General features: G+C 60.4%; 17 protein-coding genes. 8 read left to right on the top strand and 9 right to left on the bottom strand.

The window, feature by feature from the left end:
* Positions 1 to 31: 31 nt before the first annotated feature.
* Together QWI16_RS14770 and QWI16_RS14775 are read right to left on the bottom strand one after the other, a co-directional pair.
* Complete coding sequence (locus tag QWI16_RS14770) at positions 32 to 730, bottom strand: 4'-phosphopantetheinyl transferase family protein (RefSeq protein ID WP_302714222.1); 699 nt, start codon at positions 728 to 730, stop codon at positions 32 to 34.
* Position 731: 1 nt separating this feature from the next.
* Entirely contained in the window at positions 732 to 1,172 is a 441-nt protein-coding gene (locus QWI16_RS14775) for a hotdog family protein (protein WP_302714223.1), read from the bottom strand.
* Positions 1,173 to 1,210: 38 nt separating this feature from the next.
* Between QWI16_RS14775 and QWI16_RS14780 the strand changes: the two genes are divergently transcribed.
* Positions 1,211 to 1,513, top strand: coding sequence for an ApeI family dehydratase (locus tag QWI16_RS14780; protein WP_302714224.1), 303 nt, complete (start codon positions 1,211 to 1,213; stop codon positions 1,511 to 1,513).
* On the opposite strand, the gene QWI16_RS14785 is transcribed toward QWI16_RS14780, so the two are convergent.
* Complete coding sequence (locus QWI16_RS14785; RefSeq protein WP_302714225.1) at positions 1,491 to 1,931, bottom strand: DUF2141 domain-containing protein; 441 nt, start codon at positions 1,929 to 1,931, stop codon at positions 1,491 to 1,493. The two genes, QWI16_RS14780 and QWI16_RS14785, sit on opposite strands and share 23 nt — an antisense overlap.
* Positions 1,932 to 2,060: 129 nt before the next feature.
* Between QWI16_RS14785 and QWI16_RS14790 the strand changes: the two genes are divergently transcribed.
* From QWI16_RS14790 to darH, 4 genes are read left to right on the top strand one after another with little or no spacing between them, the layout of a single operon-like run.
* Positions 2,061 to 2,999 (top strand): dialkylrecorsinol condensing enzyme, encoded by a 939-nt coding sequence (locus tag QWI16_RS14790; protein ID WP_302714226.1) that lies wholly within the window; start codon positions 2,061 to 2,063, stop codon positions 2,997 to 2,999.
* Positions 3,000 to 3,031: 32 nt separating this feature from the next.
* Complete coding sequence (locus tag QWI16_RS14795) at positions 3,032 to 4,183, top strand: beta-ketoacyl-ACP synthase III (protein WP_302714227.1); 1,152 nt, start codon at positions 3,032 to 3,034, stop codon at positions 4,181 to 4,183.
* A 3-nt stretch (positions 4,184 to 4,186) separates the two neighbouring features.
* Positions 4,187 to 4,594 carry a DarG family dialkylresorcinol biosynthesis protein gene (locus QWI16_RS14800; RefSeq protein WP_302714228.1) on the top strand — a complete coding sequence of 136 codons (408 nt, stop codon included), beginning with the start codon at positions 4,187 to 4,189 and terminating at the stop codon, positions 4,592 to 4,594.
* On the top strand, positions 4,591 to 5,580 hold the full coding sequence (gene darH, locus QWI16_RS14805; protein ID WP_302714229.1) for a BtrH-related acyltransferase DarH: 990 nt from the start codon (positions 4,591 to 4,593) through the stop codon (positions 5,578 to 5,580). Before QWI16_RS14800 ends, darH begins: the two co-directional genes overlap by 4 nt.
* Here the strand turns inward: darH and QWI16_RS14810 are convergent.
* From QWI16_RS14810 to QWI16_RS14835, 6 genes are read right to left on the bottom strand one after another with little or no spacing between them, the layout of a single operon-like run.
* Positions 5,555 to 7,213: a histidine kinase N-terminal 7TM domain-containing diguanylate cyclase gene (locus tag QWI16_RS14810; protein WP_302714230.1), complete on the bottom strand. Its 1,659-nt coding sequence runs from the start codon at positions 7,211 to 7,213 to the stop codon at positions 5,555 to 5,557. The genes darH and QWI16_RS14810 overlap by 26 nt on opposite strands.
* Before the next feature lie 12 nt (positions 7,214 to 7,225).
* Positions 7,226 to 8,092 (bottom strand): beta-ketoacyl synthase N-terminal-like domain-containing protein, encoded by an 867-nt coding sequence (locus tag QWI16_RS14815; protein ID WP_302714231.1) that lies wholly within the window; start codon positions 8,090 to 8,092, stop codon positions 7,226 to 7,228.
* Positions 8,089 to 9,240 carry a beta-ketoacyl synthase N-terminal-like domain-containing protein gene (locus QWI16_RS14820; protein WP_302714232.1) on the bottom strand — a complete coding sequence of 384 codons (1,152 nt, stop codon included), beginning with the start codon at positions 9,238 to 9,240 and terminating at the stop codon, positions 8,089 to 8,091. Before QWI16_RS14820 ends, QWI16_RS14815 begins: the two co-directional genes overlap by 4 nt.
* Positions 9,237 to 9,509, bottom strand: a complete 273-nt coding sequence (locus tag QWI16_RS14825) for a phosphopantetheine-binding protein (RefSeq protein WP_302714233.1) — start codon at positions 9,507 to 9,509, stop codon at positions 9,237 to 9,239. The genes QWI16_RS14820 and QWI16_RS14825 overlap by 4 nt, the downstream gene beginning before the upstream one ends.
* Positions 9,502 to 10,662, bottom strand: a complete 1,161-nt coding sequence (locus tag QWI16_RS14830) for an ABC transporter permease (protein WP_302714234.1) — start codon at positions 10,660 to 10,662, stop codon at positions 9,502 to 9,504. The genes QWI16_RS14825 and QWI16_RS14830 overlap by 8 nt, the downstream gene beginning before the upstream one ends.
* The gene (locus QWI16_RS14835; RefSeq protein WP_302714235.1) at positions 10,659 to 11,561 is read right to left on the bottom strand and encodes an ABC transporter ATP-binding protein; all 903 of its coding nucleotides are present in this window, start codon (positions 11,559 to 11,561) and stop codon (positions 10,659 to 10,661) included. Before QWI16_RS14835 ends, QWI16_RS14830 begins: the two co-directional genes overlap by 4 nt.
* A 195-nt stretch (positions 11,562 to 11,756) precedes the next feature.
* Here QWI16_RS14835 and QWI16_RS14840 point away from each other — a divergent pair, with 195 nt between their 5' ends.
* Genes QWI16_RS14840 through QWI16_RS14850 form a run of 3 tightly spaced genes read left to right on the top strand, consistent with a single transcriptional unit; the run spans position 11,757 to position 13,513 of the window.
* Positions 11,757 to 12,488 (top strand): beta-ketoacyl synthase chain length factor, encoded by a 732-nt coding sequence (locus QWI16_RS14840; RefSeq protein ID WP_302714236.1) that lies wholly within the window; start codon positions 11,757 to 11,759, stop codon positions 12,486 to 12,488.
* A complete protein-coding gene (locus QWI16_RS14845) occupies positions 12,475 to 13,260 on the top strand; it encodes a lysophospholipid acyltransferase family protein (protein WP_302714237.1) in 786 nt (261 codons plus the stop codon). Before QWI16_RS14840 ends, QWI16_RS14845 begins: the two co-directional genes overlap by 14 nt.
* Positions 13,253 to 13,513 (top strand): phosphopantetheine-binding protein, encoded by a 261-nt coding sequence (locus QWI16_RS14850; RefSeq protein ID WP_302714238.1) that lies wholly within the window; start codon positions 13,253 to 13,255, stop codon positions 13,511 to 13,513. Before QWI16_RS14845 ends, QWI16_RS14850 begins: the two co-directional genes overlap by 8 nt.
* Positions 13,514 to 13,519 lie beyond the last annotated feature (6 nt).

Genomic DNA, 13,519 nt, shown 5'->3' on the forward strand with positions numbered 1-13,519 from the left:
GGGTGCCTGGATTGGCTGATTCAGGATCAGTTTAGCCAAGAATTGGGGGTAAGTCCCGTACTAGCGCAGCACGCTGTAAGCCCTTGGGGAGGGAGCAAGACAAAAACAGCGGGCCGCCGGGCTCATCGGTTAGGCTCCAGTGGCAAAATCGCCAGCGCTCAAGATCAAATCCGGGTTGGGCATTGGGGCGCAAGCCGCTGGAAAAATCTATACGGCCGAGGCCCTCGGCGATTCCAGTGCCGCGGCCTTTGAAAAAAGCTTCCTTTAAGGTCCAGAGTCGATAAAACTCGCGCTCGGCCTCCGGCGTCTCCAATGTTTGAAGAAGACTGACCTCGGCGGGATGAAAGTACTGCCGCGCGATGGCGCGCCAAGACCTCCGGCGCCTGGGGTGCTCAATGTCCACGCCAACAGGTCCCTCCTCGCTGATGGCAATCGCCACCCAGTCGCCGCTGTGGCTGAGGTTAAAGTGCAGGTCGGGATGCTCGGGCAAATAGGGTTTGCCGCTGTCGCTCCGGCTGATGGTAATGGCCGCCGGGGGGCGGTTGAGGTGTTGGCCCAGTAGGGCGCGGACCAGGATTTTGTTGGCCAGCTTGCGGTGGCGAACCTGGTCGTTGCGTCCGCGCAGGGCAGCCTGGATTTCCTCCTCGCTCAGCCATTGACGGACAGCCGGGCCTGTCAGCACAGACGGGGGCACGGCATGGCTCGCCAAAAGGTGAATTCGGGTGGGCATGTCAGGCGTCTGGCTCGCGGGTCACAGCTGTTAGCTGACCGGACAGCAGCAGCTGCTGCTCATTTGCACTGACGGTGAAGGCGCACAGGCTACTGTCGGCATTGCGGGCAAGGATATCCGCGCGAATGATCAGTACGCCGGGCAAATCATCCAGCCTCAGCGTTTCGGCGCAGAGCTTTGACGCGACGGCGATCACGCCTTTGCGCGGTCCACTGCTCTGGTTCCCGGTGAGTCTGGCGTGAGCGGCCATGGCCTGGGCGGCGTATTCCACCGCTGCATAAACCGACAGCTCGCCTTCGACTCGCAGCGGGTTGTCGGGGCTGAGATGGCTTTGCGCCTGGCAGAGAATGTGTTCGTCGCTGCACTCGGTGATAGAATCCAGTAGCACCATGGGTGGTGCGTGGGGTAACAGCGTTTCTGGAGGTGGAAAGCTCGTGTGCATGTATGACAATCCTGCGATGATTGGGGGCATGATACCTTATGTCTGAACGTTTTTGCGTCAGCGCCGAAGACGCCTGTGTCCAGGGTCACTTCCCCGGAGCGCCCATTGTCCCTGGTGCTTACCTGCTGGCCCAGCTGGAGCGCTCTTTTCGCCAACGCCATCCGTCGAACCGGTTGGGCGAGTTAAAAAAAGTGAAATTTATCGCACCGGTATTGCCCGGTGATGAGGTTCACGTCGAGTGGGACGAGAGTCGCTGGCCCGCCCTCAAAGCCGCCTTGACGGTGCGGGGGCGCTTGCGGCTGCAGGCCCAGGCACTGGTCAGCGAGGATAGCGCAAGCTGATGCTTGCCGCCGGGCTCTGCGCGGAAAGAGTCACAATAGACTTGCCAAAATCGATTGCCGGGCGTGTACGTCCATCCCCCAAGCTGCTGGCGAAGGGTTCTTGCGGCCTGCCCCGGGTATTGGTCTTGAGCTGGCCGTCCTGGTCCAGATCGATAAAGGCCCTGACAGCGTAGCGGCCCGGCTCGACGGGCAGCGCCAGTGAGAAGTCCTCTTCGTCAGGCAGAGAGTGCCTGAGGGTTTGGCTGGGCGTGGCATCCCAGTTGTCCAGCTCTGCGCGGTAAATGGCCACGTAGAGCGAGGCGCCAGGGGACTGGTTGCCGTAAACCTCCAGAGTTAGATTCTCGGCCGCGCAGGCACCACTCCACAGCGCCGCCCCGGCGAGGCAAACAAACGCTAGGCTGCGGTGAATACGGCTCATGGTGATCCCTGTGCGTTGGCGCAATATGGTAAACTGCCGCCCAGTTTAACAGGGCCAGCGGGTGCCGGGTAAGCCGGTCTTAGCGGCCCGATAGCCTGACACCGCAGCGTCAGCTTGGGGGAGAGTGATTTGGCAGAGACAGAAGCGCAGCAGCGGGTGCTGGTTGTGCATTACTCGCAGACCGGACAGCTCGAGCGTGTTGCCCGCTCGGTGGTGGCGCCGCTTGAGGCCTCGAATAGATTTCAGGTGGATTACCTCAATCTGCAGCCAGTGCACGACTATCCCTTTCCCTGGCCGATGCTGAGGTTTATCAACGCGTTTCCCGAATCGGCGCACCAAGTGCCCTGCGAGCTGGCGCTCAAGACTGAACACTTGGGCGATGATTACGACTTGGTGATACTTGCCTATCAGGTTTGGTATCTGGCGCCCTCGATACCGGTGTCTTCGTTTTTGCAAAGCGAGCTGGCCGAACGATTGATGTCAGGCAAGCCTGTTGTCACCGTCATCGCGTGCCGCAATATGTGGCTCCAGGCCCAGGAAAAAGTCAAAACGCACTTGGAGCGGCTCGGCGCCCGACTGGTGGGGAATGTAGTACTGGTGGACGCCGCCGGCTCCGTGGCGAGCTTTTTTGCCACACCCTTGTGGGTGCTCACCGGACGCAAAGGGCCGCACTGGTTTGGTTTGGTGCCCCCGGCCGGCGTCAGTGAGCGCGAGGTCGCCGAGGCGCAGCGGTTTGGCGAGGCACTGGCGCTGAAGATGACGCCTTCGCAGCCGCTGGATGAAACCGTGTTTCATGGCCTGGGTGCGGTAAAAGTAAATGACAAACTAATCGCCAGCGAAAAGCTCGTCACCCGCAGTTTTTATTTGTGGGGTAAGCTGTTTCTCGCCTGTGGTGGCCCCGAGTCATTGCCCCGGCGTTTGCTGGCCGTTTTTTACATTGGCTTTCTGGTGCTGATGCTGCTCACCGTCGTGCCTGTGACCGCTTTGTTGAAGTTTCTGTTCGGGCCTGTGCTCAAGCGGCGCATTGCCGAGCAGAAACGTTACTACGCCTGGCCTTCGGGCGAGTAAAAAATTTATTCATTACACAGTAGAATTCAGTGATGTCTGCTCAGTCAGTTTATATTACCCGTACCGGCAGCTTTCTGCCCAATGCGCCAGTGCCCAACGATGAAATGGAAGCCGTGTTGGGTCAGGTGGGCGCCAGACCCTCGCGCTCGCGTAAAATAATTTTGCGCAGCAACCAGATAAAAACCCGTTATTACGCTATAGATCCGGCGACGGGCAAGCACAACTACACCAATGCTCAACTGTGCGCCGAGGCCGTGCGTGCGGCAATCGCTGGCGACTTGGACCCGGCCGACATCACCTGCCTGGCCGCAGGCACTAGCATCGCCGATCAGCTGATGCCGGGGCACGCGGCCATGGTCCACGGTGAGCTCGGCAATCCGCCCTGTGAGATTGTCAGCACCGCCGGCGTCTGCGTCAGTGGTGTGACGGCGCTCAAGTACGCCTGGCTCAGTGTGGCGGCGGGTGTTCACCGGACCGCGGTGGCCGCCGCTTCGGATGCCGCTTCTTACACCATGAAGGCGGAGAATTTTGAACCCGAGCTTGAGCATCGGGTACAAGCGCTGGAAGCCAATCCGGAAATTGCCTTTGAAAAAGATTTTCTGCGCTGGATGCTCTCTGACGGCGCCGGCGCGTTTGTTTTGCAAGACCAAAAGCCCGAGGGCAGCCGAGCCCTCAAGGTCCACTGGATTGATGTGCTCTCCTACGCAGACGAAATGAGCGCTTGCATGTATGCGGGCGCTCGCAAAGAAAGCGATGGCCGCCTCACCGGCTGGCAGGCGGTGAATCGTACCGAGGCCGCCGCCGACAGCTTTATGGCGGTTAAGCAGGATGTAAAACAGCTCAACGAGCACATCATGCCCTACACCGCCGAGAAAACCCTGCCGAAGTTGCGTGAGAAATACGGCATTCGACCCGAGGACGTGGACTATTTTCTGCCACACTATTCGTCCCACTACTTCCGCGAGCGGCTGGATGTCTGCATGAAAAATGCTGACTTCGCCATCGACCAGTCCTGCTGGTTTACGAATTTGCCGGACAAAGGCAACACCGGTGCGGCGTCTATTTATATTATGGTGGACGAGTTGTTTCGCAGCGGTCGGCTCAATGTGGGGGAAAAACTGCTGTGCTATATCCCTGAAAGCGGACGTTTCTCGGTTGCCTACATGTTGCTAGAGGTGGTGTAGGCCATGAAAGCAGACGAGGTACCTCAGGACAATAGCAGTACCTACGCCGGCCATAAAAAGCTGTTGTACGCGCAGGGCCGGGACGGCCAGTACCAGGGTGTGCAAAGCAGCGGCTGGGAAGTCGAATCCTCGGCTACGCGCGATGCCGTTGCTCAGTTCGAACAGTGGGCCAGCGAGGCGCGTGTTCAGGTGGAGGCGGGCACTAAATCACCGCTGTATTTTCACATGTACGATTGCCGGATGGACCTGCCCCTGTTGTGTCAGCTGACAGGCTTTTGGCGGTGGCGGGTCAAACGCCACTTTGAGCCGGCGCGCTTCGCGCGTTTGAGTAACAAGGTGCTTGCGCGCTACGCCGATGCCATGGACCGCACCATCGAAGAAATAAAAACACTGCCGGAAAAACCGCAATGAGTTTTACCCACCAGCAATCTGCTCACTGCGAAAGCGGTGTGATTTCGTCTTTACTGACTCATCAAGGTCTTCCCCTGAGTGAGCCCATGGCTTTTGGGCTCGCCAATGCGCTGGCCTTTGCCTATATACCCATCGTCAAGTTGGGCGGCCAGCCATTGATTGCCTATCGCTTGCCACCGCGCGCGATTATCAAGGGCTTGTGCAAGCGATTGGGGGTCGGCGTGAAATTTCACGCTTTTAAAGACCCAATGACGGCGGCCAACGCGTTGGACGATTTGGTGGAGCGCAAGACGCTGGTGGGATTGCAAACCTCTGTGTATTACCTGCCGTACTTTCCCGAGGAAATGCGGTTTCATTTCAACGCGCACAATTTGCTGGTGTACGGCAAGCGCGATGGGCTCTATCAAATCAGCGACCCTGTGTTTGAGGAGGCCATGGAAATCGCCCCGCGGGATCTGAACAAAGCCCGGTTTGTGCGCGGCCCCTTGGCCCCCAAGGGCTTGATGTACACCATTGAGTCGGCGCCGCAGCACATTGACTATCCATCGGTCATTCGCGCCGCGATCGGTAAAAATATCAAGGTCATGACCGGCGCCCCTCTGCCGGTGATCGGTTTGCGAGGTATTCACTACCTCGCCAAGAAAATCGATCGGCTCTCCGGCAGTGAAAAAGACAAGCGGCTGTATCTTGGCCACATTGTCCGAATGCAGGAAGAAATCGGCACCGGCGGCGCCGGGTTTCGGTTTGTCTACGCCTCGTTTTTACAAGAGGCGGCGGGTATTTTGGGTGATGGCGCGCTTGCCGATGCTTCCCAGACTATGACCGATGCCGGTGACGTCTGGCGTGAGTTTTCTGTGGCCGTCGCCAAACAGTGCAAGCGTTCAGAGCCCATTGATTTGGCGGCTTTATCGGCTAAGTTGCGAGATTGTGCGCAGAGCGAAAGACCCGTATGGGATCAACTCAAGGCTTGGCATAAGCGCCGTTAGAAGCTCGCACGATCCGGTTGCGACCCTCGGCTTTGGCCTGATAAAGCGCCGCGTCGGCCTTATCCATCAGTGCTTGAAAATGATGTCCCTCGCTGGGAAAAGCCGCGACCCCGCCCGAAAAGCTGGCGCTAACGAAGCCCTCTCGGGTGGTGATGGGCTTTTGGGCAAAGCGCTGGCAGATATAGCTCATTCGCTGTTGCGCCTGCTCGGTAGTGAGCCCCGGCAGTATCACCAAAAATTCCTCGCCGCCAATGCGAAAGATGCCATCGGATTCGCGCAGCTGGGTCCTTAAGAACTCGCCAATGTAGACCAGCACTTCATCGCCCACCGGGTGGCCATAGCGATCGTTGAGCGCCTTAAAGTGATCAATATCAATTACGGCCAGGGCGAGCGGTGCCTGGTCGCGCTCCGCTCGGCGCAGCTCGCGGGTAAAAAGCTCATCGAGAAAGCGCCGGTTGTAAAGTCTGGTCAAAGGGTCGCGAATGGCCTGAGCCTGTAGTTCTTCGTGCAGTTGCGAAATCGTGCGCAGGCGCTCTTTGCTCAACGCCAAAGCGCGCGACAGTTGCAATTGGGCTTTGTGTTGATCGGTAATCTCGCGCAGGTAAATCATTTTGCCCAGTGTCTGCGCTTGGCGCCTTTGCCTGTGTTTTATCGCCATGACCCTGGCCTCGTAAAACCGGTCGGGCTCCAACTTGAGTATGGACACCGGTGAGTCGTTCTCGCTATTGATCAGCTCACCCAGTGCCGAGCCAAAGCCCGGCCAGTCACGCACGGCTCGCGCCTGCCATGGCTTTGGCAAATCGGCGAGCTGCAGTGCCGCGGGGTTGGCGTCGACCACTCTATTTTGCCGGTCAATCACCAGCACCGGATCGGGCAGAGCCTCAAGCAATAAGTGCCGGGCGAGGGGTATGACATCAAAGAGCTGGGCGCGGCGAATCAGCCAGATAAACGCCGCCAGCGACAGGGCGAAGGTAAAGGGTGTGGGGTCAAAGCCAAACAGCGAACGCTGGAAAAACACATAGCTGATGTTCGCGGCCCAGGGAATCAGCGTGACCAGAACAAACGCCAGATAGTGTCGCCGGTAGAGACCATTTGAGCCGAGCGCCGCGTGCAGCAAAATCCCTGTGCTGGCGAGCATAAACCCATAGACATAGATGGCCGCCATGTAGAACAAGGGGCCGTGTTGGTAGGCGATAGGCGCGCCGGGCTCGCTGGACACCGGTGCGCTGGCCGCAGTGTAAAACAGATGGTGCCAGGGGTTGGTCAGCGCCAGTGCCCAGAAAATGAATGGCGCGATAGATACCCTGGCGAGCGTGCTTGCCTTGGGTAGGCGGTAATCGCTGTTGACGTACTGCCAGAGAAACAGCGCCCACAGACTGGGCATTAGCACAATGCCAGGCCAGGCCATGGCGGCGAGAAACATTTTGCAGCCGGGCAGCTGGGCGGCGAGCTCTGCGGCGGCGGCCAGTATCCACCAGAGGCTCGCCGCGTGGGTGAGCATAAAACTGTATTTGCCGGGAAAGTTTGATTGCCTTGCTATCCAGACAATAAGCCCGCCGATGCCCACCCATACTGCCAGCGCCAGGCTGACTTCAGGGGACCACTGCCAGCTCGACCAACTGCAATCTGACATTGCCCGACCTGCTCAGGCGTGTGTGACGCTAAGGGCGCAGTAGCTCTCGCCCGCTTTTGCCAGGTGCACGCCCACGCCCTGATCCAGCAACGCCGTAAGGGCGGCGCCAGACCAGACGCCGTGTGCGAGGGCGCCATTCTCGGGCAGGTAAACCTGATAAGCCAGCCCGGCCAGAGCTTGCTGCTCCTGCGCACTCGGCGCAAAGGCCAGCTGCAGTCCGGGCGACTGTTCGACCGCCCGCTCGCTCTCGCACCACTGCTCAAGGTCCGTGAAATAGCGCGGCGGCAGCAGGGTTTTTTGTGAGCCTGCCTTGCAGCGGTGGCGCTGCAGAAGCAGCCAGTGACTGCCCTCCAGCATGGCGGCGCTGCTGTGTGCTGCGCCGAGGCGCTCGCGTTGACTCGCCAGCGGCAAGGTGACTTCATCAAAGCCGCCGACCAGGGCCGCCCCGACCTGTCCGAGCGCCAGGTCAATGCACGCGTGCGCCAGCGCGGCCTCAAACGACAGCTCCTCGGCCGATACCACCACTGTATTGCCTGTTAGTCCCAGCAATTGCGTCAGGTAAAAGCCCGCTGAGTTGCCCAGTGTGTTGACAAAGTGCAGGGGTTTGGGCTGCTCGCCGGCCACTTCCATGGCGTGCATGACCCGGGCTGAGGTGTCTACTGCACCGCAGCGGCTGGCGAGGTAGACACCGGTATTGCCGGGTAACTCACGCTCACCCACACAGCTGAGACCGCCCGCCAGGCACAGCTGAATATAGCGGTCAATACGCCGGATACGGCTGCCGTGGCACGCGCGAATAATCTCCTGCAAATCCGGTAGCGATGTGGCTTCCGGGTCGATGCGATGGAGCAGAGAGTAATGGTTGTCCAGGTAGATCATTCGCCGGCCCCTAGGTCGCGCAAGACCAGTGCATTATTGTTGCCGCCGAACGCAAAGCAGTTAAACAAGTAGTAACCGGGACCGGCTGCCGGCGCGCTGGTGTGCAGCTTTACGCCCAGCTGGCCGTCACTGCGCGCGCGCGGGTTGGCCGGCAAGACACCGCGCGCGAGAGCGCCCAGAGTCAGCGCCGCCTCCAGAGCCCCGCAGGCGCCGAGGGTGTGGCCAATGAACGGCTTGAGGGCGAAAGCCTTGGGGATCTCGCTAAACACGGCTTGCAGCGCACTGGCTTCGGCCTCGTCGTTTTTCAGCGAGGCGGTACCGTGGACCTTGACCGCCTGAATATCGCCGGGAGCCACACCCGCGTCCGCGAGAGCGGCGCGAATCACGCTGGCGATTTCCTCGCCGCTGACGTGGGCGGCGGTGAGACTGTGATTGTCTGTGCCTATGGCCCCGCCAGCCAACTGCCAGCGCCGCTCGTGCGGAGGGGTCAGGCTGTCAGGGCTCAAGAGCAGAGCGCCCAGTCCTTCGCCGAGGATCAGGCCGTCGCGGTTGGCGTCAAAGGGATGCATTTCGCCGCTCGGCGATACCAGACCCAGCCCGTGAAAGCCGAGTGCGCTGGTGGTGTTGCGGTGCTCCGTGCCGAGCACCAGTGCGTGCTCCACCACGCCGCAGCGGATCAGCCGGCCAGCGTAGAGCAGGGCGTTGGCGCTCGAGGTGCAGGCGGTGGAATAGGTGTAGCGCACGGGACCGAGCGATAAGCTGCCGGCCAATCGCTCGGCCAGCTTGCCATAGCCAATGATGGGCATGGGCACCGCCGTCTCGGCGCCGCGCTTGGCAATATCCGCCCGGTAGCGTGCCTCGGAAATATGCACATCAAACGACGAGGAGCCAATCAGCAGGGCGGTGTTCTGGCGGGCCTTGCGGTCTAGGCCGGCGCTTTGCAGCAGGTGATCGAGGGTGATTTCCAGCTCCCGGTAAAAGTCGTCCTCGCGTGGCGCGCAAAAGTAGGGCAGGCTGATTGCCTCACCAAGCTGGGCAAAGCTCAGGCTCGAGGGCGCCGGTACACTCTCAAGTAAATTGTCGACACAGGCATCGAGCTGATCGCCCAGGCTGCAGCGGGCGGAAAACTGGCGTATACAGACGTTCATCCGGCCTTGCTGTCAACGATGGTTTGGGCCAGGGCGTTAATGCTTTTCAGTGCGCGGCGCGCGGCGGTATTGCCTTCGATGCGCACCCCGTACTGGTTTTTCACCGCCATGCAGATTTGCAGCACATCCAGCGAGTCCAGATCGAGGTCGCCGCCAAGCAGCGCATCGTCATCACCTATGTCGGCGGGGGTGAACTCGTCTTTGTCGCACTCTTCAATGATCAGCTGCTTGAGCGCTGTTTTCAGATCATCGGTTACCGAATCATGCATGGGCTTTGCCTCGTTGAATCAGTGCCATGGCGATCACTCCGAGTACCAGAGTTAAGGCCAGCAATTGTAAACAGGGATGGGCGATCTGCGCCCAGCCGCCGCCGCGCACCAAGACGCTGAGAAACCCCTCCAGTGCCCAGGCCATGGGCGAGAGTTGGGCGATTTTCTGCATCAGCGGCGGCATGATAAACAGGGGAATCATGACGCCGCCAATGGCCGCCAGGAGAATGTTGACAGACCCGCTGATCGCTGTCGCCTGCGCCACCGTCTTGGCGGCTGCAGCGATCACACTGGCGAGCGCCAGTGCGCACAGGCTGGTGCAAAGGCCCACCGCCGCCAGCGCGGGTAAATGCACTGCCAGGGAAAGGCCCTCGGCGCCGGCCAGGGGCAAGAGCCAGGCGCCCAGGGCCAGCATCAGCAACAGCTGCAGCAAGTTGATCACAATGTAAGGCAAGAGCTTGGCGCTGTAGATCAGCCATACCGGTGCGCCGAAGGTGCGTATCCGGGCCAGGGTGCGCTGGCGGCGCTCATCGATCACCGTTGTCGACAGGGGCACGGCGATAAAAAACATGGCGAAAATAAGCCAAGCCGGCACATTCTGCTGCACTGCATTGGGTTGAGCGGGCCCTGCCTCGGCCTCGGTTTCGGCGATAAACCAGCGGCGCAGCAACTCCTGTTCGGCGTAGTTTTTGTCGTAGCCAAGTTCGAGCGCCAGGGCTTGGGTGCTGAAAACGGCAAAGGCCTCTTGCACGGCCGCGCGTATCAGCAGCCGTTCACGCGTGCCCAGCTCGGGGGCGAAGCGCAGCTCGAGGCCCGGCTCATCGGATTCGCCCGCCAGAGCCCTGTCAAAGGCCGGGGTAAAGCTCAGGGAAAACAGATGGTCGTTGGCACTCAGGGGCAGATCGCTGCGCTCAAGTTTGAGCTGCGCTGACCGGTGCAGTTCATCGAGCAGGCGCCCGGCATCGGCCGAGAGACTCTGATAGTGCAATTGACCGGCAAGCTGCAAACCGGCTTCGCGCCCGAAGCGCTCTTGCAGCGCCAGCGACATAATCACGATAAACAAGCAGGGCATGAGAAACAGCAGGGCGAGGGCGTGCCAGTCGCGGATGACCAGCAGGCTCTCTTTTCTGAGGGAGGCGGTCCATGCGCTCACGGGTTCGCCTCCGCACCTGCCAGGCATTTCAAATAGACTTCTTCCAGTCGGCGGCTGCCGTAGTGTAGCTGCTGAATGCCGACCCCGGCGCGCTCCACAGCCTCAATCGCCTCGGCCAGATTGAGGCCGCAGGCGTCCAGATTGCACTGATACCACGGGTTGGCCGTCGGGGTCAGAGCGATTTGCTGGCACAGGGCGTCGTCGGGCGTGCTGTCCAGCTTCATTTCTACGCGGTTGTGCTGCTCGCTCAACAGGCAATGCAGTGGGCCCTGCAAAATAATCTGGCCGCGGTCCATCACTGCGACTTTGTCGGCGATGGCCTCCACCTCACCGAGCAGGTGAGAGGTGTAAATAATGGCTGTACCGCTCGCTCTCAGCTGGCGGACGGCATTCAGCAAAAACGCCCGCGAGTGCGGATCGACATTGGCGGTGGGTTCATCCAACAGCAGCAGCTTGGGCTTTTGCAGCAGGGCAATGGCAATATTGAGGCGGCGCTTCAGGCCGCCCGAGAGCGCGCCCGAGCGTACCGAGGCGCAGCCGCCCAGGTCAGTATCGGCCAGGGCGCCGGTCACTCGCGTTTGCAGTTCGCTCTTTTCGAGCCCCAGCAGCCCGCCAAAATACCGGAGGTTTTCCAACACGCTCAGCTTGGGGTAGAAGGCGTATTCCTGAGGCACCAGGGCAATATCCCTGTGGCCGAGTCGGATCGGCTCGCCCTGCAGCGTGACCCGGCCGCTGCGCGGTGGCAACTGACCGGTGATCAGCGAAACCAGCGTGGTCTTACCGGCGCCGTTTGGCCCCAGCAGACCCAGAACCTCACCGGCGCCCAGCGCCAGAGAGATACCGTCTATTTGTTGTTGCCTTTTGCCGTAGCCAAAGGTCAGTCCGTCAACACTCAGCAAGATCTCGGTCTCAGAGAATCAAAAGGCGCCACTATAACGGTTTTGCCTCGGCTTTCCGAGACGAGGCGAGTGTATTTCCCATTGGGTAGCCGGCGGCAGGTCGTGTAAAATGCCGACCGGGGGAGAAACGGCCATTGTGGGCCGGTTCTAGGGCCTGTCATAGGCCCCAATAAATACGATAAAGCGGATAATGCAATGCAAGTGTGGGTAAGCCAATGGGCCGCCTGGGCTCCGGGAATAGCGTCTGCCCAGCAGTGGTCGGCCTTCGATCCCGAACAGTTGCCGACCGGCGATGACATGCCACCGGCGGCCGGGGTGCCAGCCATGACGCGCCGGCGCCTGACCCGCTGGGGGCGCCAGGCGCTGGAAGTGGCCGATACCATGGCCGGCGCACTCGGTGGCGACACTCCCGTTATTTTCTCCTCCCGTCACGGGGATACCGCACGCACTTACAAGCTGCTCGAGTCGCTGGCCCGTGCAGAGGCGCTCTCGCCCAATGCCTTTAGTTTGTCGGTGCACAACTCGGCGCTGGGGCTTTTCAGTATTCTGCATCAGGTCAAGGCGCCCACCCTGGCATTGGCTGCGGGGCGCGACACCTTGGCCGCGGCCTGGATGGAAGCGGCCAGTTGGCTTAGCGATGGCTCATCGCAGGTGTTGCTGGTGCACACCGAAGAGCCTCTGGCGGAATTCTATCAGCGCTACGCCGATGAGCGGGATATGCCCGCAGCACTGGCGCTGTTGTTAACGGCCGGGCCCGCCAGCGGCGCCGTGCCAGTGGAGCTGAGCATGTCGCCGGCCCGCGGCCCCGCTTCTGCCAATGCCCTGAGCGTGGACTTTCTGCACTGGTGGGGCGGTTCTGAGCCCGCGCTGGAAGTGACCACCGACCAGCACAGCTGGCGCTGGAGCCGCGCTCTTGCAGTGGCTTAGACGCGCAGCGGACAGGCTTTGGCGAACCCTGGCCACAGGCTTTTGCTTTGCCAGCTTCTCCCTGGCGGCTTTGGCGCAGACGCTACTGGTGTTTCCCGTGGTGCACTGGCTACCAGGTAGTCGAGCGAGCAAGACCGAACGTATACGCAGGCTCCAGCAGCGCAGTTTTGCCCGGTTTGCGGCGATGATGGAAACGCTGGGTTTGATTCGCGTGACGTTGCATAATAGCGCCCTTTTGCGCCACTCACCCGGCTGCCTTGTGATTGCCAATCACCCGACGCTGATTGATGTGGTGATTTTGTTTGCCCATTTGCCCCGCGCTAACTGCGTGGTCAAGGGAGAGCTTTGGCGCAATCGCTACATCCGCGGCGTGATGCGCGCGGGGGGCTTTATCAGTAACGACAGCGGTGAGCAACTGCTCAGCGGGTCGCGGGCGGCCCTGGACGATGGTCAGGCTGTGCTGATCTTTCCCGAGGGCTCGCGCTCAGTGCCGGGCGAGCCCTTGAAGTTCAAGCGCGGGGTTGCCAATGTGGCGGTGCGCACGGGTGCGCCGATTCTGACGGCGTTTATTACCTGTCGCCCGCTGACGCTGATCAAGGGTGAGAGCTGGTACCAGATTCCCCCGAGGCGGGCGGACATCGATGTCTATTTCCACGAGATCATCGAGCCGGCAGCTGTGGTGGACGATTTTAACGACAAGCCCAGAGCGGCGCGTTTGCTGACGCGCTACCTGGAAGAGTATTTTGAGGAAGGTTTGAAACGCTATGGCTGACATTGATACAGACATCAAGCAAATGATCATCGAGGAACTCGAACTCGAAGACATTGCGCTTGAGGATATAGACACAGAGGCGCCGCTGTTTGGCGATGGCTTGGGGCTCGATTCGATCGATGCGCTGGAGCTGGGGCTCGCCTTGCAGAAACGCTTTAATGTTAAAATTGACGCTAATTCGGAGCAGAATAAAGAACACTTTCGCAGTGTTGCCAGTCTGCGCAACTTTGTTTTGGCACAACAGGCCCAGTAGCGACGA

The organism is Gilvimarinus algae (genome assembly GCF_030518215.1).
Taxonomy (GTDB): domain Bacteria; phylum Pseudomonadota; class Gammaproteobacteria; order Pseudomonadales; family Cellvibrionaceae; genus Gilvimarinus; species Gilvimarinus algae.

Bases quoted from the DNA above. Each gene is read 5' to 3' on its own strand.
- QWI16_RS14770 (WP_302714222.1), bottom strand. From the start codon at position 730: ATGCCCACCCGAATTCACCTTTTGGCGAGCCATGCCGTGCCCCCGTCT.
- QWI16_RS14775 (WP_302714223.1), bottom strand. From the start codon at position 1,172: ATGCACACGAGCTTTCCACCTCCAGAAACGCTGTTACCCCACGCACCA.
- QWI16_RS14780 (WP_302714224.1), top strand. From the start codon at position 1,211: ATGTCTGAACGTTTTTGCGTCAGCGCCGAAGACGCCTGTGTCCAGGGT.
- QWI16_RS14785 (WP_302714225.1), bottom strand. From the start codon at position 1,931: ATGAGCCGTATTCACCGCAGCCTAGCGTTTGTTTGCCTCGCCGGGGCG.
- QWI16_RS14795 (WP_302714227.1), top strand. From the start codon at position 3,032: ATGTCTGCTCAGTCAGTTTATATTACCCGTACCGGCAGCTTTCTGCCC.
- QWI16_RS14800 (WP_302714228.1), top strand. From the start codon at position 4,187: ATGAAAGCAGACGAGGTACCTCAGGACAATAGCAGTACCTACGCCGGC.
- darH (WP_302714229.1), top strand. From the start codon at position 4,591: ATGAGTTTTACCCACCAGCAATCTGCTCACTGCGAAAGCGGTGTGATT.
- QWI16_RS14810 (WP_302714230.1), bottom strand. From the start codon at position 7,213: ATGTCAGATTGCAGTTGGTCGAGCTGGCAGTGGTCCCCTGAAGTCAGC.
- QWI16_RS14815 (WP_302714231.1), bottom strand. From the start codon at position 8,092: ATGATCTACCTGGACAACCATTACTCTCTGCTCCATCGCATCGACCCG.
- QWI16_RS14820 (WP_302714232.1), bottom strand. From the start codon at position 9,240: ATGAACGTCTGTATACGCCAGTTTTCCGCCCGCTGCAGCCTGGGCGAT.
- QWI16_RS14825 (WP_302714233.1), bottom strand. From the start codon at position 9,509: ATGCATGATTCGGTAACCGATGATCTGAAAACAGCGCTCAAGCAGCTG.
- QWI16_RS14840 (WP_302714236.1), top strand. From the start codon at position 11,757: ATGCAAGTGTGGGTAAGCCAATGGGCCGCCTGGGCTCCGGGAATAGCG.
- QWI16_RS14850 (WP_302714238.1), top strand. From the start codon at position 13,253: ATGGCTGACATTGATACAGACATCAAGCAAATGATCATCGAGGAACTC.